We start from the raw sequence: 17,251 nt of genomic DNA, 5'->3' as shown, positions 1-17,251 counted from the left end.
GATCGCGGCCATCCCGCGGTCTTCGTGTAAGGTCGCGCGCGCGTCATGCTGCACGATCGCGTGTCCTCCTCGCCGCGCGCTCTCCCGCTCTGCTCCGCGCTGCTCCTCGCGCTGCTCGCCGCCGGCTGCGGCGGCGCGGCCTCCCCGGGCGCCACGCCCCCGGCGACCGCGCAGTGCGATCATGCGCACCTCGACGCGTGCGAGCGCGCCCTCGCCGCGGCGCTCGCCGAGGGCCGGCCCCCGCGCGAGCTCGCCCTCGGGTACGTCGCGGCCCGCGCCGCCCGGGACGCCGACGACCCCTGGGCGCTCTTGCTCCGCGACCTCGACCGGCGCGGCGGGCGCGCGCCGCGGGCCGCGGTCATCGTCGAGGCGGGCGCGGAGGCCACGGCCGCGGCGCGGGCGCCGGCGGCCGCGGCGGAGGCGAAATGGATCCGCGCCGCGCCGCTGCCGCCCCCCGGGGCCCTCGCCGCCGACGCGCTGCTCCTCGCGATCGGCGAGGCCCTCGGGTACGAGCACCTCGTCCACGCGCGCGCCCGCCACGGCGCCGTCCAGCTCTTTCCGGCCGATCCGCTCGCGCCGTTCATGGCCGGCCTCGCGCCGATCGCGCGCGGCGACGCGTCGCTCTCGCGGGTCGCGGACGACATCGCGCTCGCCGCGCTCGTCCGCCGCGCCTTTGGCGCCGCCGGCCGCTTCCGCTACGTCGAGGCCGCGGCCGCGGCCGACGCCCTCGCGGCCGCGATGAAGGGGCGCGACCCGAACGACGAGCCGGTCCTGCGCGGCCGCTATGCGCTGCAGCTGCTCGCGGCCGCCGGGGTCGCGCTCGAGGAGGCCGAGGACGACGCCCCCTTCGCGCCCTCGGCCCCCCGGCTGGACCCGCCGCCCGCGCCGGGCGACACGCCTTACGGCGACCTCCTCCGCGTGCGCACGGCCCGGGACGGCCGCGCCGCGTGGCGCGCCCGCGGCGCGGCCGTGCTGCGGGCCGCGCCCCTGGATCGGCGAGACGCGCTCGACGACCTGCTCGGCAAGGCCCCCGGCTGCGGTCGGGACGTCGCGCCCCCCATGGAAGGCCCGCGCGACCTCGTGTTCGCCGCGGCGCTCGCCGGCGCCCTCGCCCAGGGCGATCCTGCCGCTGCGCCCGCCGCGCCCGCGAGCACCGCGGCTGCGCCGGGACGACGCCTCCCGCTCGACGCATGGCTGCCGCGCTACGAGGCGCTCGTCCGCGCCGTCGACCAGACGAGCACCACGTGGGCCCTCGCGCCCAGCCTGCTCCACGAGCGCGGCCCCGCGCCCGCCGCAGGCCAGGCGGGCAGCGCCGTCCACCGCCGCGCCACCGAGCTCGGCCTCGCGCACCTCGCCGCGCTGCGCGCCCTCGCGGAGGCCGAGCCGCGCCGCTACCGCGCGCTCGCGCTGATCCCCCTCGCGTACAGCCCCGGGGTGCTCGCCGACGAGCCCCTCCGCGACGCCATCGTCGACCTCACGCAGATCGCCGTGCAGCGCCGCATGGCCGAGGCGCACGACCCGGAGGCCGTCCTCGGCGCGGCGCTCGCCGGCGTCTTCGCGGGCATGGCGTACCCGCCCGAGGTGCAGCCCCCGCACTTCCTCGCCCTGCAGGGCGCGCTCACCGCCAAGCTCCGCGGCGAGCTCACCGAGCAGGCCGGCTGGGGCGTCGCCGGCCTCTACGCCGCCGACGCGCTGTACCGGCTGGCCTCCGGTCAGGCCCCGGATCTCGCGTTCTCGTCCGCGCAGATCGAGCGCGCGCTCGCGCCCGCCCCGGCGCTGCCCTACCCCGGCCTCGCGGCGCTCGCCGCGAGCCTCTCCCGCTACGCCGCGCTCGGCTCCGCCGGCGCGCTGGATCCGCAGGCGACCGACGTAGCCAGGCTCCCCCCGGAGCGCCGGCAGGCGCGCGACGCGCTCCGGCGCGCCGTCGCGGGGCTCGCGGCGGGCGATGCCGAGGCCGGCGCCGCGGAGGCGCCCCCGCCCGAGCTCGTCGAGGACGTCGCCGCGCTGGCCGACGGCGTCCTCGCCGTGCTCCTCACCGAGCGCTCGCGCAAGCCGCCGCCGGCCGGGGCCGCCTGCGCCGCCGGGCGCGGGCCGAGCCCCGAGGCCCGCCGCGCCCTCGCGCGCCTCGGCGACGTCCGCCGGCGGATCCTGCTCGCGCCGCGGTACAGGCAGGGCGACGGCCCGTGGGCGCGCCGGGCGCGGCTCCTCGTGACGCTCCTCTCCGACGCCATCGATCTCCTCTCGGCGCCGCCGCGCGCCGCCGGCGCGCCGGCGCGCGTCGCTCCGCCGCGCTTCACCCTCCCGACCGCGGACGCCGAGGCCGCCGTCTCCGCGGGCCTCTCCGGCTGGGTCGACCAGGACCTCGCCGACGCGCTCACCGGCGGCTACGCGCTCGCCCGCGCGCTCCTCGAGTCGTCCACCGCGGAGCGCTTCGCCGAGCGGAGCGGCGCCCCGCTCGGCCGGGTGCTCCGCGGGCTCTCCGCGGCGTTCCGCGACGATCCGGCGCGGCGCGGCGGCGTCGGACGAGGCCCCGCCGGCGGCGCGCTGCTCGACGCGCTCGCGTCGCTCCCCGCCGCGCGCGACGGCGGCGATCTGCGGGGCCTGTTCGTCGGGTACGCCCGCGCGTTCTCGGCCCTCGGGCTGCGCGACCAGGCCGATCTCGCGCTGCTCGCCTCGCTCCTCGGCGCCGCCGTGCTGGGCGGGCCGCCGTCGCCGGACGCCATCGCGCTCGCGAACGACAGCGGCAGCCGGGTCGCCTGGGCGCTCTCGTACCTCGGCGAGATCGCGAAGGCCCGGGCCGGCATTGCCCCGGATCCGTCGGCGTACGCTGCCGCCATGAGCAAGGCGTCCGACGACGCCTGCCAGGCGGCGGACACCGGCGACGTGCTCGCCCTCGTCGGCGCCGTGCGCGACTTCGCCGGCGGCCGGCGCGCCGAGGCGCGCGACGCCCTCGACCGCGTCCTCGCCGCCGCCGACGCCCGCGGCCTGCGCGTGCCGCGCATGACCTACCGCTACGAGGAGAAGACCGCGACCCGCGTCTTCTCGCTCAGCTTCGACGTCTCGTACGGCGCAGGGCTCCTCGAAGGGGCGAACAGCTTCCAGCTCGGCCTCGGCCTCCGCACCCGCGGCGAGCCCGAGGGCTCCCTCGCCGCGGCGCTCGCGCCCGAGGGCTCGCCCCGGAGCGACGAGGACGCGGCGCGCGCCTACGTCAGCGCCGCGGCGCTCGCGGCCGCCTACCACTTCCTCGAGGGCGACGCCGAGCGCGGCACCGCCGCGGCGCGCCGGGCGATCGCCGCGCTCTCGTTCGGCCTCCGGCTCGGGCGGCGGGCGCTGCGCCCGAACCAGCCGCTCGCCTGGGGCCGTGACGCCCGCGCGCTGCTCGCGCTCGACGCCCAGCTCGCGGCCGAGGCAGGTCACCCCTTCCTCGCCGGCGACCTCTGGACGCTCGTCCGCGGCCTCCTGCCGCCCGACGCGGACGACGCCGCGGTCGCGGCGCTCCTCGATCCGCTCCCGGCCGGCCTCGCCGCGGTCCAGGGGCTCGACCCGCTCGTCGCGAGGACCGCGCGCTCGCTCGCCGCGGTCGCCAGGCCGCTCGCGTGCACCGAGGCCAGGGTCGAGCTCGGCGGCTACGAGGAGCCCGCCTGCGACGCCTACCCGCTCGCGCTCTCGCTGCGCATCGCCGACGTCCTCGGCAAGCTGCCGCACCTCCAGCGGCGGGCGCGCGCGGGAAGCGCGGCCGCGTGCCCTGCCCTGCGCAGCCTCGACGGCTTCCTCACGGCGGCGGAGCGGGGGACGTACGACCCCGACGCGTTCACGGCCGCCGTGGAGGCGCTGCGGCAGAGCGGCCGGCTCTACGACGCCGGCGTGATGCTGGCGCGGCAGCGGCGCGAGGGGCACTGCGGCCCCGTCGTGCTCGCCGCCGCGCGCGCGCTCGGCCGCGCTCCTTCGCTCGGCCCCGCGCTGCGCGCGGATCTGCTCAGCGTCGCGGTGCGCTGCGCGGCCGCGGCGCTCGACGCGAGCGTCGTCGACGACCTGATGGCGCTCGATGGCGAGACGCGCGCCCTCCCCGACCTCGGCCGCAACCTGAAGGTCGTGCTCTTCGCGACGGAGCTCGCCGTGCGCGAGCAGCGCTGGGACGTCCTCTCACGGCTTTCGAAGCAGCCCGACTTCGTCGGCCGCTTCCGGGGCGCGAGCGAAGACGCGGCGGCGACCGCGCGCCTCATCGAGGCCGCGGCGGCCGTGCTCGCCGGCGAGCCTGCGCCGCGCGACGCCCCCGGAGTCGGCGCGTGCGGCGCCCCTCTCGCCGGCGATCGCGCCGCGCTGTGCGCCGAGATCGAGCGCCTGCGCCCGGGCGCGCTGCCCGAGCCGCAGCGCCGGCAGGCCGCGCGCGAGGCGCTCACGAACCTGCTCGCGGCCGCGCGCGGACAGGCTCGCTAGCCTGCCCGCTCGCGCGGCGCCGAGCGCCTACTTCACGCTGGCGGGCTTCGTCTCGGCCGGCTTCGTGTCCGCGGGCTTCGCCGCGGCCGGCTTCGTGTCCGCGGGCTTCGCCGCGGCGGGCGCGGCGGGCGCGGCGGGGGCAGGCGCGGCGGCGGCGGGCTGCGCTGCAGCCGGCGGCGCGGCGGCGGGCGCCGGTGCGGCAGGCGCTGCGGCGGGCTTCGCGTCCGCGGGCTTGGCGGCGGCCTTCGGGTCCACCGGCTTCGCGTCGGAGGCCTTCGCGGCGCCCTTCGGCGCTGTCGCGGGCACGCCGGCCGGCTTGAGGCCCTTGGCGGCGACCGCGGCGCAGGCGAGCTCGACGCCGGTGTCCTTGCCGTCGAGCCGCATGATCTTGATCTCGACGCGGCGGTTCTTCTCCTTCGCCTCCTCGGTCTCGCCCGGATCGGTCGCGCAGTGCGCCCCGTAGCCGGCGGCCCGCACGCGGTTCTTCTCGACACCGAGCGCGGTGAGCGCCTTCACCACCGCCTCGGCGCGCTTCTTCGTGAGCGTCACGGTGGCGGCGTCGTTGCCGACCTTCTCGGAGTAGGCCGCGACCTCGACGAACTGGATCTGCGGATGGTCCTTGAGGATCTGCGCGACGTTCGCGAGGAGCCCCTGCGAGGCGGGCTCGATATCGGGCTTACCGGCGACAAAGGCGATCTTCTCGTTGAGCTTCACCTCGTTGCCGTCCAGCGCGACCGGCGGGACGTCGGGACAACCGTCGTCGTCCTTGTAGCCGTTCTTGACCTCGGCCTCGGTCGGGCACTTGTCGGCATCGGCCACCAAGCTGTCTCCGTCCGGGTCGGTCGACTTGCAGCCGTCCTTGGCGTCGGGCGGCAGGCCGTCCTCTTTCTCGGCGACGCACTTGTCAGCGCCGTCGTCGAGCACCCCGTCTGCGTCCGCGTCAGGGGGCGGCGCAGGCGGCGCAGGCGGCGGCGGTGCGGGCGGCGGTGCCGGCGCCTTCGCGGTCTGCTGCTGGGGCTCAACCGCGCAGCCGGCGCTCGCCGCGAGCAGCGACACTGCGAATGCCATTCCAAGCCATCTCGTCGTTCGCATCTCCTGGGCTCCTCTCCTTGGCGTCGTTGATGGCGCCGAGCGCCAGCGTGTTTAGACGACTACGCCGGAAACTGCGAGATGGATTCGTACGGCGGCGCGCGCCGCTCCCCCTCGGCAGCGCGTCGGCCCCCCGCTCCGGAGGCGACGGCGAGCCGTCGAGTTCGGCTCGATCTCGGCGCGTCGTTCGCCCCTCGGCGCGAGCAGCTAGAGTTTCCCCGACGGGAAACCCAGCTCGTCGACCTTCGATTTCGGCGCTGCTTTCCTCGACTTGAGCATCTGTTCCTTGAGCATCTGCTCCGCGGGCACCGACGAGGTGGGCTTCTGTGCGGGCGGCGGCGCCACCTTCGGGCGAGGCTTCGGCGCGGGGCGAGAGTTGCTCTCGTCCTTCTTGTCGAGCTTCTCGTTGACGGGCGCCGGGGCCTTCTCCGTCGGCGCGCGGAGCGCCTCGAGCGCGCGCTCGCGCGCCGCGGCGATCTCCGGCGCGTCGCGGCCCGCCGGGTCGAGCCGATCCGCCTCGTCGAGCTGGTCCAGGCACCGGCGGAAGGCCGCCTCGTCGCAGGCGCGCAGCGCCTCGGCCCGCAGCGACCGCGCGCGCTCCAGCGCGTCGAGCGGCGAGGGCGGCGCGATGGGCGGCGAAGGCCCGTCGGGCGGCGCGCTCGGCTGCGGCTCGGGCAGGGGCGCGATCAACGGCGCGTCGCTCGTCGACCGCAGGAGCCGGGCGACGATGATCGCGAGGATGGCCAGCGCCGCGACCGCGGCGAGCTCGGCCATCCAGCGCTCCCGCATCCATCGCCGCATCCGCGACACGCGCTGCCGCACCCGGGCGGCGGGCACCTGCTCCTCGGCGGCGATGTTCTCGAGCTTCTCGCCTTCCCCTTCCCGGGCCATCCACGACAGCGTCTGCCGGGCGTCGCGGCTCGCGGAGGCCTGCTCCTCCGCCCAGCGCGCCAGCTCGCGCGCCTCGACGGGCGGCGGTCCGACCGGCAGGTCGGGCAGCTCCGTCGCGGCCTCCCGCGCCGAGCGCCGGTGGTGGTCGGCCACCTTGTGGCGCGCGATCCCGAGGAGCCAGCGCCGGAGCTCCGTCGGGTCGGCCGGGCGCCCCGGCGACGCGAGCGCGTCGCAGAGGACGGTCTGCACCACGTCGTCGACCTCGCGGCTCGGGACGCGCCGCCGCACGAAATCCTCGAGGGCTCGGCGGAGCCCCGGCTCTGCCAGGGGGTTCGTCGCGGGGGTGCGGTCCTCGGTGGTCATCGGCGTGCTCATCGACCCTGCATCGCGCCGCGGCCGCGGAGTGTGACGCGCCCGATCGAGAATACTGCAGGCCCCGGCCGGGCGTCACACTCTCCAGCCCGGCGCCGACGGTCGGGCATGCTCCTCAGGCCCCCTCTCGTCCTCGCCGCGGCGTTGCTCGCCGCTTCCCTCACCCACACGGTCCCCTCCCTGACCGCCGCCCGGGGCGGTGCCCCGCCGGTCACCGAGATCCGGATCGACAAGAGCGAGCACACGCTCGATCTCGTCGCGGGCGGCAAGATCGTCCGGTCCTACCGGGTCGCCCTCGGGCCGGGCGGACCGGGGCCGAAGCGCTACGAGGGCGACAGGCGCACCCCCGTCGGCACGTACCGCGTCTCGGGCCGCATCAACGGCCTGTTCCATCGGTTCCTGATCGTCAGCTACCCGAACGAGGAAGACCGCGCGCGCTTCGCCGAGCTCAAGCGGCGCGGCGAGGTCCCGCCGGGCCGCGGCGTCGGGCACAGCATCGGCATCCACGGCGTGGGGAGCGCGCAGCTCGCCGGCGTGCACAAGGAGAGCGACTGGACGCTCGGCTGCATCGCCCTCGACGACGACGAGATTGACGAGATCGCGCGTCGAACGCCGGACGGCGCCAAGATCGTGATCACCGACTGAACGGGCGGTGCTAGGGTAGCCGGTCAAATCGACGGGCTGTCCGTCGAGGATGAGAGCGCGACGGCGAGGCCGGCGCCGCCCTCGCGCCTGCCCTGGAGATCGTGCATGTCTCGCCGTTACTGGCTGATGAAGAGCGAGCCACAGAAATATTCGTTCGCGCAGCTCGTGCGCGACGGCCAGACGATGTGGGACGGCGTCCGGAACTTCGAGGCCCGCAACAACATGCGGGCCATGAAGCAGGGGGATCTCGTGCTCTTCTATCACTCGAGCGAGGGCAAGGCGGTCGCGGGCGTGGCGCGCGTCAAGCGCGAGGCGTACCCGGATCCGACGGCCGACGCCGACGAGGACTGGAGCGTGGTGGACATCGAGCCGGTCGCGCCGTTCAAGGTGCAGGTGAGCCTCGACACGATCCGCGGCGACGAGTCGCTGGCGGAGATCTCGCTCTTGAAGCGGTCGCGGCTCAGCGTGGTGCCCGTCTCGAAGGAGCACTTCGATCGGGTGCTGAAGCTGGGCAAGACCAAGATCGCTTGACGCGCGGACCCGGGGAAACGACTAATCCCGTCGTGAACCTCCGCCCCGGAGCCCGACCCCTCGCCGTCTTCTTCCTCGGCAGCTTCCTCGCCAGCGCCGCGTGCGGCGGCCCGCCCACGCCGTCCCCGATCGACGGGGAGCCGATCTGCCCCGATTTCGAGATCGGCGCGACGCGCGCGCACATGCGCGGGAGCCTTCGCTTCCCGGTCACGCTGACGGTGCGCGAGGGCAAGGAGCCGATCACCCGGACGACGCTCACCGGGCGCCGGTCCAAGGACGATCCGCCGAGCCGGATCCTCCTCTCCGACGTGGACGCCGAGTACGAGATCGAGTGGGCCCAGTGCGAGAACCAGCGCGCGCCCCGGACGCGCGTGGTGGCGCGCGAGTCGAAGGACGCCGCGGAGTACGCGTGCGGCAACGCGACCGTGTACAAGACCGACAAGCTCGTCACCCGGAAGGGCGACGCCGCGTCGCGGACGGTCCACTTCGCGGCGCCCCCGAAGTCGGAGTGCTGGGAGAGCGAGCTCCCGCCAGCGCCCCCGCCGCCCGCGCCTCCCGCTGCGCCCGACCAGCCGCCGCCGGACGCGGGCGCCGAGGCCGACGCGGGCGCCGCGCCGATGGACGCGGGCGCCACGCCGGTGGACGCGGGCGCGCCCCGCGACGGGGGCTCAGGCGGTGCTGCGAAGCCTCGCCGCGCGGGGGCCGCGGACGCCGGCACGACCCCGCCGGGCCCGTAGTTCCGCTAGTTCCGCCCGCCAGAGGTCCGGCCCGGGATCCGGAGAGAGATTTCAACGCAAAGCCGCAAAGACGCAAAGACGCAAAAAAGAACAGATTTTTGTAGTTTTGCGTCTTTGCGCTCTTGGCGTCTTTGCGTCAAATCTCTCTTCGTTCGCGAGACAGATCCCTGGCGGGATGTGTGGCACGCGGAACTAGGGCCTGTTCCTGTACCTCCTCATGAGGCGATCGGTCGGCGGGCTTGGCCGCCAGCGACACCCTAGCTGCCTTGGCCCGTGCGCGACGCGAGCAAGGCTTCACAGGCCCCCTCCGATCGCGTGATGCCACCGGGAGAGGCGTCGTAGGGGAGCGGACTCGACACGAGAGGCACGCCGGGCGCCCATCCCTGGAGGCGATGACGTCGAGAGCCGGCCACGAGCTCCCTGTAGTGCCGCTTTTTCGCCCCGCGATGCGGGCGTTCTCGTGACCGATCAAGCGGCGCACGAGATCGTCGTTGCGCATCCCGAACACCGCATCATGGTCAGCGGGGCCGCGGGAGCGCCCGCAGGCCCGGCGCCCCTCCGCGGCCGCCTGGACCTCGGCGGCGCGCCGTCGCCGCGCCGCACACGACCGCTGTTCTCCGGGGCTCCCGTTCCCTAGAACGTCGTCCACCGGCGCTTTCACCCCGGCGCTTCCACCGTCCTTCCAACGTCCCTTTCCGCCCCGGATCCACACACCGTCTCATGTCCGCTCCGCCCATGCCAACGCCTCCGGCGCCCCGCCCGTATCCTTCCCCTGATTCACATGAAAGCTCCGGTGAAGCTCCCCGCGAGCCCTCTCCCCGCCTCTCACCGCCCTCGTCGCGCGGCGGCGGGCTCGCGTCGCGCGTCGCCGAGCTCCAGGTGAAGCGGCCGGCGCTGCCGCTGCTCGCGACAGGGATCCTCACCGTCATCGCCCTCTTCCTGGCGACGCGGCTCCATGTGCTGACCGGGTTCGAGTCGCTGCTGCCGGCGTCGCGGCCCAGCGTGCAGGAGCTCGACCGGGTCGCGGCCAAGACGGCCGGCGTCTCCACGCTCTTCGTCGTGCTCCAGGGCGGCGAGGGCACGCCCACCGCCGCGCTCCAGCGGGCCGCGGACGCGCTCGTCCCGGAGATCGAGAAGATCGGCCCGCCGTGGGTCGGCAGCGTCGAGGACGGGGTGCACGAGGCCTACCGCTTCCTCTCGCCGCGCGCCGGGCTCTACGTCGGCCGCGACAGGCTCACCAAGCTCAGGGACGACATCGAGGCGCGCTACGCTTACGAGGTCAACAAGGCGACGGGCGCGCTGCTCGACGACGACGAGCCGCCCCCCGAGGTGAGCGCCAGCTCGATCGAGCAGAGCCTCGGCCTCCAGGGGGTCGACACGGGGCGCTACCCCGACGGCTACTACCAGTCGAAGGACGGCAAGACCGTCGTCGTCGCCATCCGCTCGAAGGTGATGGCCAGCGATTTCGCCGCCGGCTCCGAGGCGATCCGGCGCGTGAGCGAGGTCGTCGAGCGCGTGCGCCCCGCCTCGTTCGAGCCGGGCATCACCTACGGCCTCGCCGGCGATCTCCAGACCGGCATCGCCGAGTACGCGGCGATCAACGAGGATCTGACCGACGTCGGCGTCTCGGGCGCGGCGCTCATCGCCGCTGTCGTGTTCCTCTACTACCTGCGCCTGCGCACGCTCGTCGCCATGCTGATCACGATCGGCATCGGCGTCGCCTGGACGTTCGGCGCCACCCAGCTCGCGCTCGGCCACCTCAACATGGCCACCGGGTTCCTCTTCTCGATCGTCGCGGGCAACGGGATCAACTTCGGGATCATCTACATGGCGCGCTACCTCGAGGCGCGCCGCGGCGGCGCGACCCTGCTCGAGGGCGTGCGCGTCGCCCACCGCGAGACCTGGCTGCCCACGCTCACCGCCGGCTGCGCGGCCGCGGCCGCCTACGGCTCGCTGCTCGTCACCGAGTTCCGCGGCTTCCACGACTTCGGCCTCATCGGCAGCGCCGGCATGGTGCTCTGCTGGGTCGCCACGTTCGTCGCGCTGCCGAGCATCCTCGCGGTGATGGACCGGATCGTCCCCCTCGAGCAGGAGTCGCCGGGCCTCCTGGGCAGGCTGCGGCGGCGCGCCCAGGGCGGCGTCGCGTTCGGCGCGCCGTTCGCGCGGCTCGCGTCGCGGAGCCCCGTCACGCTGACGCTCGCGGGCCTCGCCCTGGCCGCGGCCGGCCTCGTCGCCACGGTGAGCTACGTGCGCGCCGATCCGATGGAGTACAACCTCCAGAACCTCCGCAACGACGAGGGGGCCCGCGCGGCGCAGATCCGCCTGAGCGCGCTCGCGGAGGAGATCACCGGCTACGTCGGCACCGACGGCATGGCGATCCTCGTGGACCGGCCCGAGCAGGTCGATCCGCTCCGCGCCGCGCTCTACGCGAGGCGCGACGCGGCGCCCGAGGGCGAGAAGCCGTTCAAGGAGATCTACGCGCTCCAGGATCTGGTCCCGCGGGATCAGGAGGCGAAGCTCCCGCTGCTCCAGGAGATCAAGGATCGCGTCCTCAGGGCGCGGAAGCGCGGCCTCGTGGGCGACGAGGACTGGCGCCGCATCCAGGCGGTCATTCCGCCGGATGATCTCGCGCCGTTCGGGATCGACGATCTGCCGGCGGGCGTGGCGCGCGCCTTCACCGAGACCGACGGGACGCGCGGGCGCATCGTGTACATCAGCCCGATCACGCCCGAGAGCGTGCACGACGCGCACTACCTCTTCCGGTGGGCGGACGCGTACCGCGAGACGCGGCTCCCCGACGGCAGCGTCGTGCGCGGCTCAGGGCGCGCGGTCATCTACGCGGACATGTGGGCGGCGGTCATCGACGACGTGCCGCCGGCGGTGCTCTTCTCGCTGGGCGCGACGGTCCTCGTCGTGCTCGTCGCCTTCCGCGGCGGCCGGCCGGCGTTCGCGGTGCTCGGCGCGCTGCTCGTCGGGGTCTCGTGGATGGCGGGGCTGCTCGTGCTGATGGACGTGAAGCTCAACTTCCTGAACTTCATCGCCCTGCCGCTGACGTTCGGCATCGGCGTCGACTACGCCGTGAACGTCGTGCAGCGGTACGCGCGGGAGGGCGCCGGCGGCGCGCTCACCGCGGTGCGCGAGACGGGCGGCGCCGTGATCCTCTGCAGCCTCACGACGACGCTGGGCTACCTCGCCCTGGTCCGCTCGCAGAACTACGCGGTGCGGAGCCTGGGCGTCGCCGCGGTCATCGGCGAGCTCGCGTGCCTCTTCGCGGCCGTGCTGGTCTTGCCCGCCGCGCTCGTCTGGCGCGACCGGCGGCGCCCGAAGGGCGAGGAGGCCTTCCTCGCGGTCGGCCGCCCCACGACCTGAGGGCGGCGGGCGCGCTGCGCGCTCAGGCGGGCGCCGCCCCCACCGCGAGGCTCGCCGCGCGGCGGCCGATTAGCCGACTCCCTCACCGCGAGGCTCGCCGCGCGGCGGCCGATTAGCCGACTCCCTCACCGCGAGGCTTGCCGCGCGGCGGCCGGATCAGCCGGCGCCGCGGCGCTTCGCGAAGTATGCCTTGATCGCCGCGACCTCCCTCGCGGTGAGCGCGGCGATGGCCGGGACGACCTGCGCGGGGTCGTGACCTGCCGCGACCCCGAACTCCCGTGGAAATTCGAGGAAGGTCTTGCCCGGCTCGGTCGTGACGCGCCGGAGCCGGTAGGTCCCGGTGTATCGTTCGATGCCGAAGATCTGCCCGTGGATCCGGTAGGTGACGGTGTGCTCGGTCTCGGAGCGCGCGACCACCTCCTCCAGCGAGGTCTCCCCCGAGACGAGCGTGAACGCGAACCGCGACGGCACCTTCTCCGCGGAGCCGCCCTCCACGTAGCCGTACTCCTTGACGTTGTCCCCGAAGACGACGGGGATGAGCTTCGTGATATCGCGGACCTCTTGCCAGACCTCCTCGATGGGGGCGTCCAGCACCGCCGAGTCGTAGACGTGATAACGCGCGTCGATCATGGGTCCCTCCTCCTGGTGCCGCGGGCGCGACACCGCCATGCGCGACGGAGCGATGTTATCAGGGGATGTCGCGGCCTCTCGAGCGCGCCCTCGTCACGGCGGCGTGCGCTCGGGAAGGCGAGATGCGCCATCGTGAACGGACGGCCAGGGGGGTCGCGCGCCAGCAGGCCCGAGCCCTGGCCGCCCCCAGCGGAGTCGATCCGTCACGGCCCCGTCGCTCGCGCCCGCTCCAGCGCACGCGATCCGTTGCAGCCCCCTGGGCGCAGGCCCGTCGCGCTCACTCGATCCGTTGCGGACCCCCGGCGGAGGGTCCCTCGCGCTCACTCGATCCGTTGCGGACCCCCGGCGGAGGGCCCGTCGCGCTCACTCGATCCGTTGCGGACCCCCGGCGCAGGCCCCTCCCGAACGGTCGCGATCCGTTCCAGCCCCCTGGCGCCAGCCCTCCTCAACGGTTGCGATCCATCGCGGCCCCCGGTCGCCACGCTCGTTCCGGGACAAAGGTCGCTCGCGCCTCGACCTATCGCCGACGTGCAAGCTCGACGCACTGGCAACCCAGCGCCCTGCGGGACCTCGCGATCGGCGGAGCCCCACAGGGGCGCCTTTTCTTGCCTTTTGCCGCGCGACCCAGCAGATCACGCCATGCCATGGTCGGTCCGATGAACGAACGAGAGCCACGCGCCGAGCTGACCGGCTCCACAACGAGGCGCCGCGATGCTTGAGAGGCTGGAGCTGCACGACACCGGACCGGCGCCCGCGATGGCGTTCGAGCTCGCACCGCGGCTCAACCTCTTCGCGGGCGACAACGGGCTCGGCAAGACCTTCGTGCTCGATGTCAGCTGGTTCGCGCTGACCGGCACGTGGCCAGGGTACCCGGCTGCGCCGCGACGTGGCCCGGCGGTCAAGCCGGAGATCGTCCGACAGACACGGCACGGGGACGCCGTGCATCGCATCTCGTCATCGTTCGACTTCGAGCGGCAAACTTGGCATACCGTCTATCCTCCGGGGGCATCCAGACGCTCCGGGCTCGTCTTCTACGCCCGCGTCGACGGCAGCTTCTCCGTGTGGGATCCGCTTCGACCCGCGGGGCACCTGCGATTCCCGCTCGGCGTGCAGTCCAACGGGCCCGTGCCGGGCTTTCACTTCACGCCCGGCCAGATCTGGAACGGGCTCGCCGCGGACGACCTCGACGGCTCGGTGCTCTGCAATGGCCTGATCCGCGACTGGACGACATGGCAGCTCCAGAAAAGCAGCACGTTCGATCTGTTGACGCGCGTGCTCGAGGTTCTGTCGCCGAGGCCCGGAGAGACCCTCCGCCCCGGGGCGATCACGACCCGCGTCTCGCTGCACGACGTGCGCGACATCCCCACCCTCGACATGCCGTACGGCAACATCCCCGTCGTCCTCGCGTCCGCCGGGATGAAGCGGATCCTCTCGTTCGCCTACCTCCTGGTCTGGATGTGGCGCGAGCACGTCGAGGCGGCGAAGCTGCTGAACACCTCGCCCGAGCAGAGCATGATCGTGCTCGTCGATGAGGTGGAGGCGCACCTGCATCCCCAGTGGCAGCGTGTGATCCTGCCCGCCCTGCTCCGGGTCTCCCGCGAGCTCGAGGCATCCATCGAGACGCAGCTCTTCGTCACGACGCACGCGCCGCTGGTCCTCGCCTCCGCCGAGCCACACTTCGACGAGGCGCGCGACGCGCTCTTCCTGTTCGACCTCGATGGGGCCGAGGTCACCGTATCGAAGCCCGCGTGGAAGCCACGCGGGGACGCGTCGGCCTGGCTCACCTCCGACGTGTTCGATCTGGCGCAGGCGCGGTCCGTCGAGGCGGAGAAGGCGATCCTCGACGCCATGGCGGCGATGCGGCGGCCGAATCTGCCGATCGAAGACGTAAAGCGGATCCACGAAGAGCTGCACGGCGTGCTCAAGGATACCGATCCCTTCTGGGCGCGCTGGCTCGTCAGGGCGCGGCTGGCTGGGCTCACGCCATGATCCACGTAGCCCTCCAACCGGAGCCAGAGCGCTTCGATGCGCTGGTTCGGCAACCTGGCTCGCGCGCCCTCGCGGCGAACGTAGAGGACCTGCCCCCTTACTGGCGCAGATGCCTGGACGATCTCCGAGATAGCTACCGCAGCATCTGCGCCTACCTGGGCGTGATCGTTCCCCGCACGGGAGCTGTACTACACGCCGTACCTGGAGGGACGGCTGCCGCTGGAGCTGCTCCAGGAATTTAGCCCGTTCGTCGCCAGGGAGGTCGTCCGGCAGGGACTGGCCAGGCGGGAGTAAAGCGCGGGGCGCCACGGTCTCTGCGCCTCTCGTCTCACCGGCGCCGGCGCCCCTCCAGGCTTGCCGGAGAGCGGCATCTTAGTCGCGCGTCCGGCGGCCCCCGGCTGCGCGCGCCGTCACAACGGCGCGCGCAGATCCGAGCAGCAGCGGACGCCGGTCGAGTAGTCGAAATACGTGAAGTCGTGCGACGCGACGCGCGCCATGCACCCCTCCCGGGTCGCGCGCGCGTAGAACCCGCCGACGAACGTCCCCTCCGGATCGTCGATCCACTCGTCCAGGTTGCCGACCATGTCGGCGATCGCGTCGTCCTCCCACGCGCTCGCGCAGGTCGCGGTCTCGCCCGTTCGCCGCAAGAGCGGCGCCCCGGCGACGCGCACCAGGTTGAGCCGAGGGTCGCTGTGCCCGAGCGACACGTCGCGGTGGAGCACGCCGGCCGGGTGGTGCTCGCGGAACACGTTGCACCGCCCGTCCGCGTAGGTCGGCCCGTACGGGAACTGCTCGTCCCGCTCGCCGCGGCACGCCGTCCGCCACTCGTCGAGCGAGCAGAGCCGCTTGCCCGCGTTCCGGCACGCGAGGTCCGCCTGCGCGCCGGTCGTGTAGCCCTGCGGGAGCACGCCCCTGCGCGACACCGCGCGCGGCTCGAACTCGCGCTGCTTCTGCCAGCCGGGCAGGAGCGGCAGCTCCATGCGGCGCGCCTCGTCGTCCCCGAGCTGTAGCCGCATCTTCGACCACACGCGCTCGACGGACGCGGCCGCCTGGCGCGACGGCGGATAAAACGCCGAGATCTCGAGCCCCGTCTCCTTGTCGAGCAGCACCGCCTCGTAGCGATCGACGCAGAACCGGCGCGCGACCCGCACCATCTCCGGCGGACAGCGCAACTCCACCGGCGGCGCGAGCGCCCTCGGCCCCGGAGGCGCCCCCACGAGCGGCGGCGCCACGTCCGGCGCCCCGGCCCCGGCGTCCGCCGCGCTCGGCCCCGCGTCCGCCGCGCCGCGCTCTGGCTCCGAGCGGCAGCCCGCGAGCGCCGCGCACGCGAGCGCCGCGGCAGCGAGGCGGCGGCAGGCGCGGGGCCGCGTGGAGCGCTCGGCGGATCGCGCCGGCGTCGGGTCAGCAGATCGCGCCGGCATCGGGTCAGCGGATCGCGCCGGCATCGGGTCAGCGGATTGCGCCGGCATACGGGTCGATGGACGCGGGCTCGCGGCAGAAGAAGCGGCGGAGCACGAGGTAGTGATGGATCGGCAGGAGCCGCGTCTCCTCCTTCATCGACAGCCCCATCCGGCTGATCTCGGCGCCCGGGAACGGCGTCTTCGGATAGCAGCGGACGATCCCGGAGAGCGCCTCGTACTCGTCGAGCAGCCCGAGCACGTGCCCCACCTCGTGGGCGAGCACGGGCAGCGACCAGCCGGCCCGCATCGCGCTGAAGTACGGCGTCCTGCCGCATGTCGGCGAGAGCGGCACCGCGAGGTCGACCCGGAGCGCCCGCGCGCGCGCCTCGTTCGCCAGCACGAAGTCGAAGTCGTAGCGCACCGGCAGCCCGAAGGCGCGCGCGTCGCGGTTCCAGTACCCCTCGGCCTCGTCCGACCAGCGCGCGAGCAGCGCGCGGATCGCGGCCGGCGTCGCCCTCGCCGTGAACACGCCGGACCCCGGGCAAGCGTCCGTCGATCCCGAGCGCGCGTACGGCGTCCCGCGGCACGCGATCGCGCCCCCGAGCCGGGCGGAGAGCCCGCAGTCGGGCAGCTCGAGCCAGCCCGCGCCCTCCGGCGGGTCGACCGCGATGCGCACGTCGACCTCCCAGGCGCCGCCGCGCCGCCGCACGAGGTAGCTCATCGGGCCGAAGAAGAGGCCGTAGTGCGGCATCACCCCGGCGATCCGCCGCTCCCCCTCCGGCACGTCGCCGCGCGCCCCGGAAAAGACGCGGCGCGGAGCCGGCTGGCACAGGTACGCGTCCTTCGCGATCGCGTCGGCCAGGATGTCCCGGAACGTCCCTTCCCGCCCTTCGAGGACCGCGCCGCTCATCGCCTCGAGCTCGGCGGCGATCGCCTCGACAGGGATCTCGCGCCCGGAGGCCGCATCCCCCGCGGCGCCGCCCGGCGCGCCAGTCCCCGTGCGCGGAGCCCCCCCGCAGCCGGACGCCCCCAGCGAGAGCGCCGCGAGCACGGGGAGCGCCCCGCGACGCGGGTGGACGAGGACGCGCCACGGCGCCGGTGCGCCGCGCTGGACGCTTTGTCTTGCGCGTACCGTCCGAAGCGAGTTACGTCGTGCATGGA

The 17,251-nt window shown here is 74.5% G+C and carries 11 protein-coding genes; 6 read left to right on the top strand and 5 right to left on the bottom strand.

The window, feature by feature from the left end; genetic code table 11:
* The first annotated feature begins 45 nt into the window (after positions 1 to 45).
* Positions 46 to 4,437 (top strand): hypothetical protein, encoded by a 4,392-nt coding sequence (locus WME97_RS19075; RefSeq protein ID WP_437553643.1) that lies wholly within the window; start codon positions 46 to 48, stop codon positions 4,435 to 4,437.
* 27 nt (positions 4,438 to 4,464) lie between these two features.
* On the opposite strand, the gene WME97_RS19070 is transcribed toward WME97_RS19075, so the two are convergent.
* Positions 4,465 to 5,505: an OmpA family protein gene (locus WME97_RS19070; RefSeq protein ID WP_437553641.1), complete on the bottom strand. Its 1,041-nt coding sequence runs from the start codon at positions 5,503 to 5,505 to the stop codon at positions 4,465 to 4,467.
* Between the two features lie 228 nt (positions 5,506 to 5,733).
* Complete coding sequence (locus tag WME97_RS19065) at positions 5,734 to 6,780, bottom strand: RNA polymerase sigma factor (RefSeq protein ID WP_437553639.1); 1,047 nt, start codon at positions 6,778 to 6,780, stop codon at positions 5,734 to 5,736.
* A gap of 117 nt (positions 6,781 to 6,897) precedes the next feature.
* Here WME97_RS19065 and WME97_RS19060 point away from each other — a divergent pair, with 117 nt between their 5' ends.
* The 4 genes from WME97_RS19060 to WME97_RS19045 all read left to right on the top strand — a co-directional run bounded on the left by WME97_RS19060 (position 6,898) and on the right by WME97_RS19045 (position 12,071).
* Positions 6,898 to 7,434 (top strand): L,D-transpeptidase family protein, encoded by a 537-nt coding sequence (locus WME97_RS19060; protein ID WP_437553637.1) that lies wholly within the window; start codon positions 6,898 to 6,900, stop codon positions 7,432 to 7,434.
* 105 nt (positions 7,435 to 7,539) lie between these two features.
* A complete protein-coding gene (locus WME97_RS19055; RefSeq protein WP_437282361.1) occupies positions 7,540 to 7,965 on the top strand; it encodes an EVE domain-containing protein in 426 nt (141 codons plus the stop codon).
* A gap of 32 nt (positions 7,966 to 7,997) precedes the next feature.
* Complete coding sequence (locus tag WME97_RS19050; protein WP_437553635.1) at positions 7,998 to 8,702, top strand: hypothetical protein; 705 nt, start codon at positions 7,998 to 8,000, stop codon at positions 8,700 to 8,702.
* Positions 8,703 to 9,581: 879 nt separating this feature from the next.
* Positions 9,582 to 12,071, top strand: coding sequence for an efflux RND transporter permease subunit (locus WME97_RS19045; RefSeq protein ID WP_437553633.1), 2,490 nt, complete (start codon positions 9,582 to 9,584; stop codon positions 12,069 to 12,071).
* Positions 12,072 to 12,227: 156 nt separating this feature from the next.
* Here the strand turns inward: WME97_RS19045 and WME97_RS19040 are convergent, their stop codons facing one another.
* A complete protein-coding gene (locus WME97_RS19040; RefSeq protein WP_437553631.1) occupies positions 12,228 to 12,701 on the bottom strand; it encodes an SRPBCC family protein in 474 nt (157 codons plus the stop codon).
* 711 nt (positions 12,702 to 13,412) lie between these two features.
* Between WME97_RS19040 and WME97_RS19035 the strand changes: the two genes are divergently transcribed.
* On the top strand, positions 13,413 to 14,690 hold the full coding sequence (locus WME97_RS19035; protein ID WP_437553629.1) for an AAA family ATPase: 1,278 nt from the start codon (positions 13,413 to 13,415) through the stop codon (positions 14,688 to 14,690).
* A 410-nt stretch (positions 14,691 to 15,100) separates the two neighbouring features.
* On the opposite strand, the gene WME97_RS19030 is transcribed toward WME97_RS19035, so the two are convergent.
* Together WME97_RS19030 and WME97_RS19025 are read right to left on the bottom strand one after the other, a co-directional pair.
* Positions 15,101 to 16,111, bottom strand: a complete 1,011-nt coding sequence (locus WME97_RS19030) for a hypothetical protein (RefSeq protein ID WP_437553627.1) — start codon at positions 16,109 to 16,111, stop codon at positions 15,101 to 15,103.
* Positions 16,112 to 16,139: 28 nt separating this feature from the next.
* Complete coding sequence (locus WME97_RS19025; RefSeq protein ID WP_437553625.1) at positions 16,140 to 17,141, bottom strand: hypothetical protein; 1,002 nt, start codon at positions 17,139 to 17,141, stop codon at positions 16,140 to 16,142.
* Positions 17,142 to 17,251: the final 110 nt, after the last annotated feature.

It is taken from the genome of Sorangium sp. So ce367 (assembly GCF_051520455.1).
GTDB lineage: Bacteria > Myxococcota_A > Polyangia > Polyangiales > Polyangiaceae > Sorangium > Sorangium cellulosum_B.
The sequence above is the reverse complement of the archived record's forward strand: the minus strand, read 5'-3'. Positions and strand labels throughout refer to the sequence as shown.

Bases quoted from the DNA above. Each gene is read 5' to 3' on its own strand.
- WME97_RS19075 (WP_437553643.1), top strand. From the start codon at position 46: ATGCTGCACGATCGCGTGTCCTCCTCGCCGCGCGCTCTCCCGCTCTGC.
- WME97_RS19070 (WP_437553641.1), bottom strand. From the start codon at position 5,505: ATGGCATTCGCAGTGTCGCTGCTCGCGGCGAGCGCCGGCTGCGCGGTT.
- WME97_RS19065 (WP_437553639.1), bottom strand. From the start codon at position 6,780: ATGACCACCGAGGACCGCACCCCCGCGACGAACCCCCTGGCAGAGCCG.
- WME97_RS19060 (WP_437553637.1), top strand. From the start codon at position 6,898: ATGCTCCTCAGGCCCCCTCTCGTCCTCGCCGCGGCGTTGCTCGCCGCT.
- WME97_RS19055 (WP_437282361.1), top strand. From the start codon at position 7,540: ATGTCTCGCCGTTACTGGCTGATGAAGAGCGAGCCACAGAAATATTCG.
- WME97_RS19040 (WP_437553631.1), bottom strand. From the start codon at position 12,701: ATGATCGACGCGCGTTATCACGTCTACGACTCGGCGGTGCTGGACGCC.
- WME97_RS19035 (WP_437553629.1), top strand. From the start codon at position 13,413: ATGCTTGAGAGGCTGGAGCTGCACGACACCGGACCGGCGCCCGCGATG.
- WME97_RS19030 (WP_437553627.1), bottom strand. From the start codon at position 16,111: ATGCCGGCGCGATCTGCTGACCCGACGCCGGCGCGATCCGCCGAGCGC.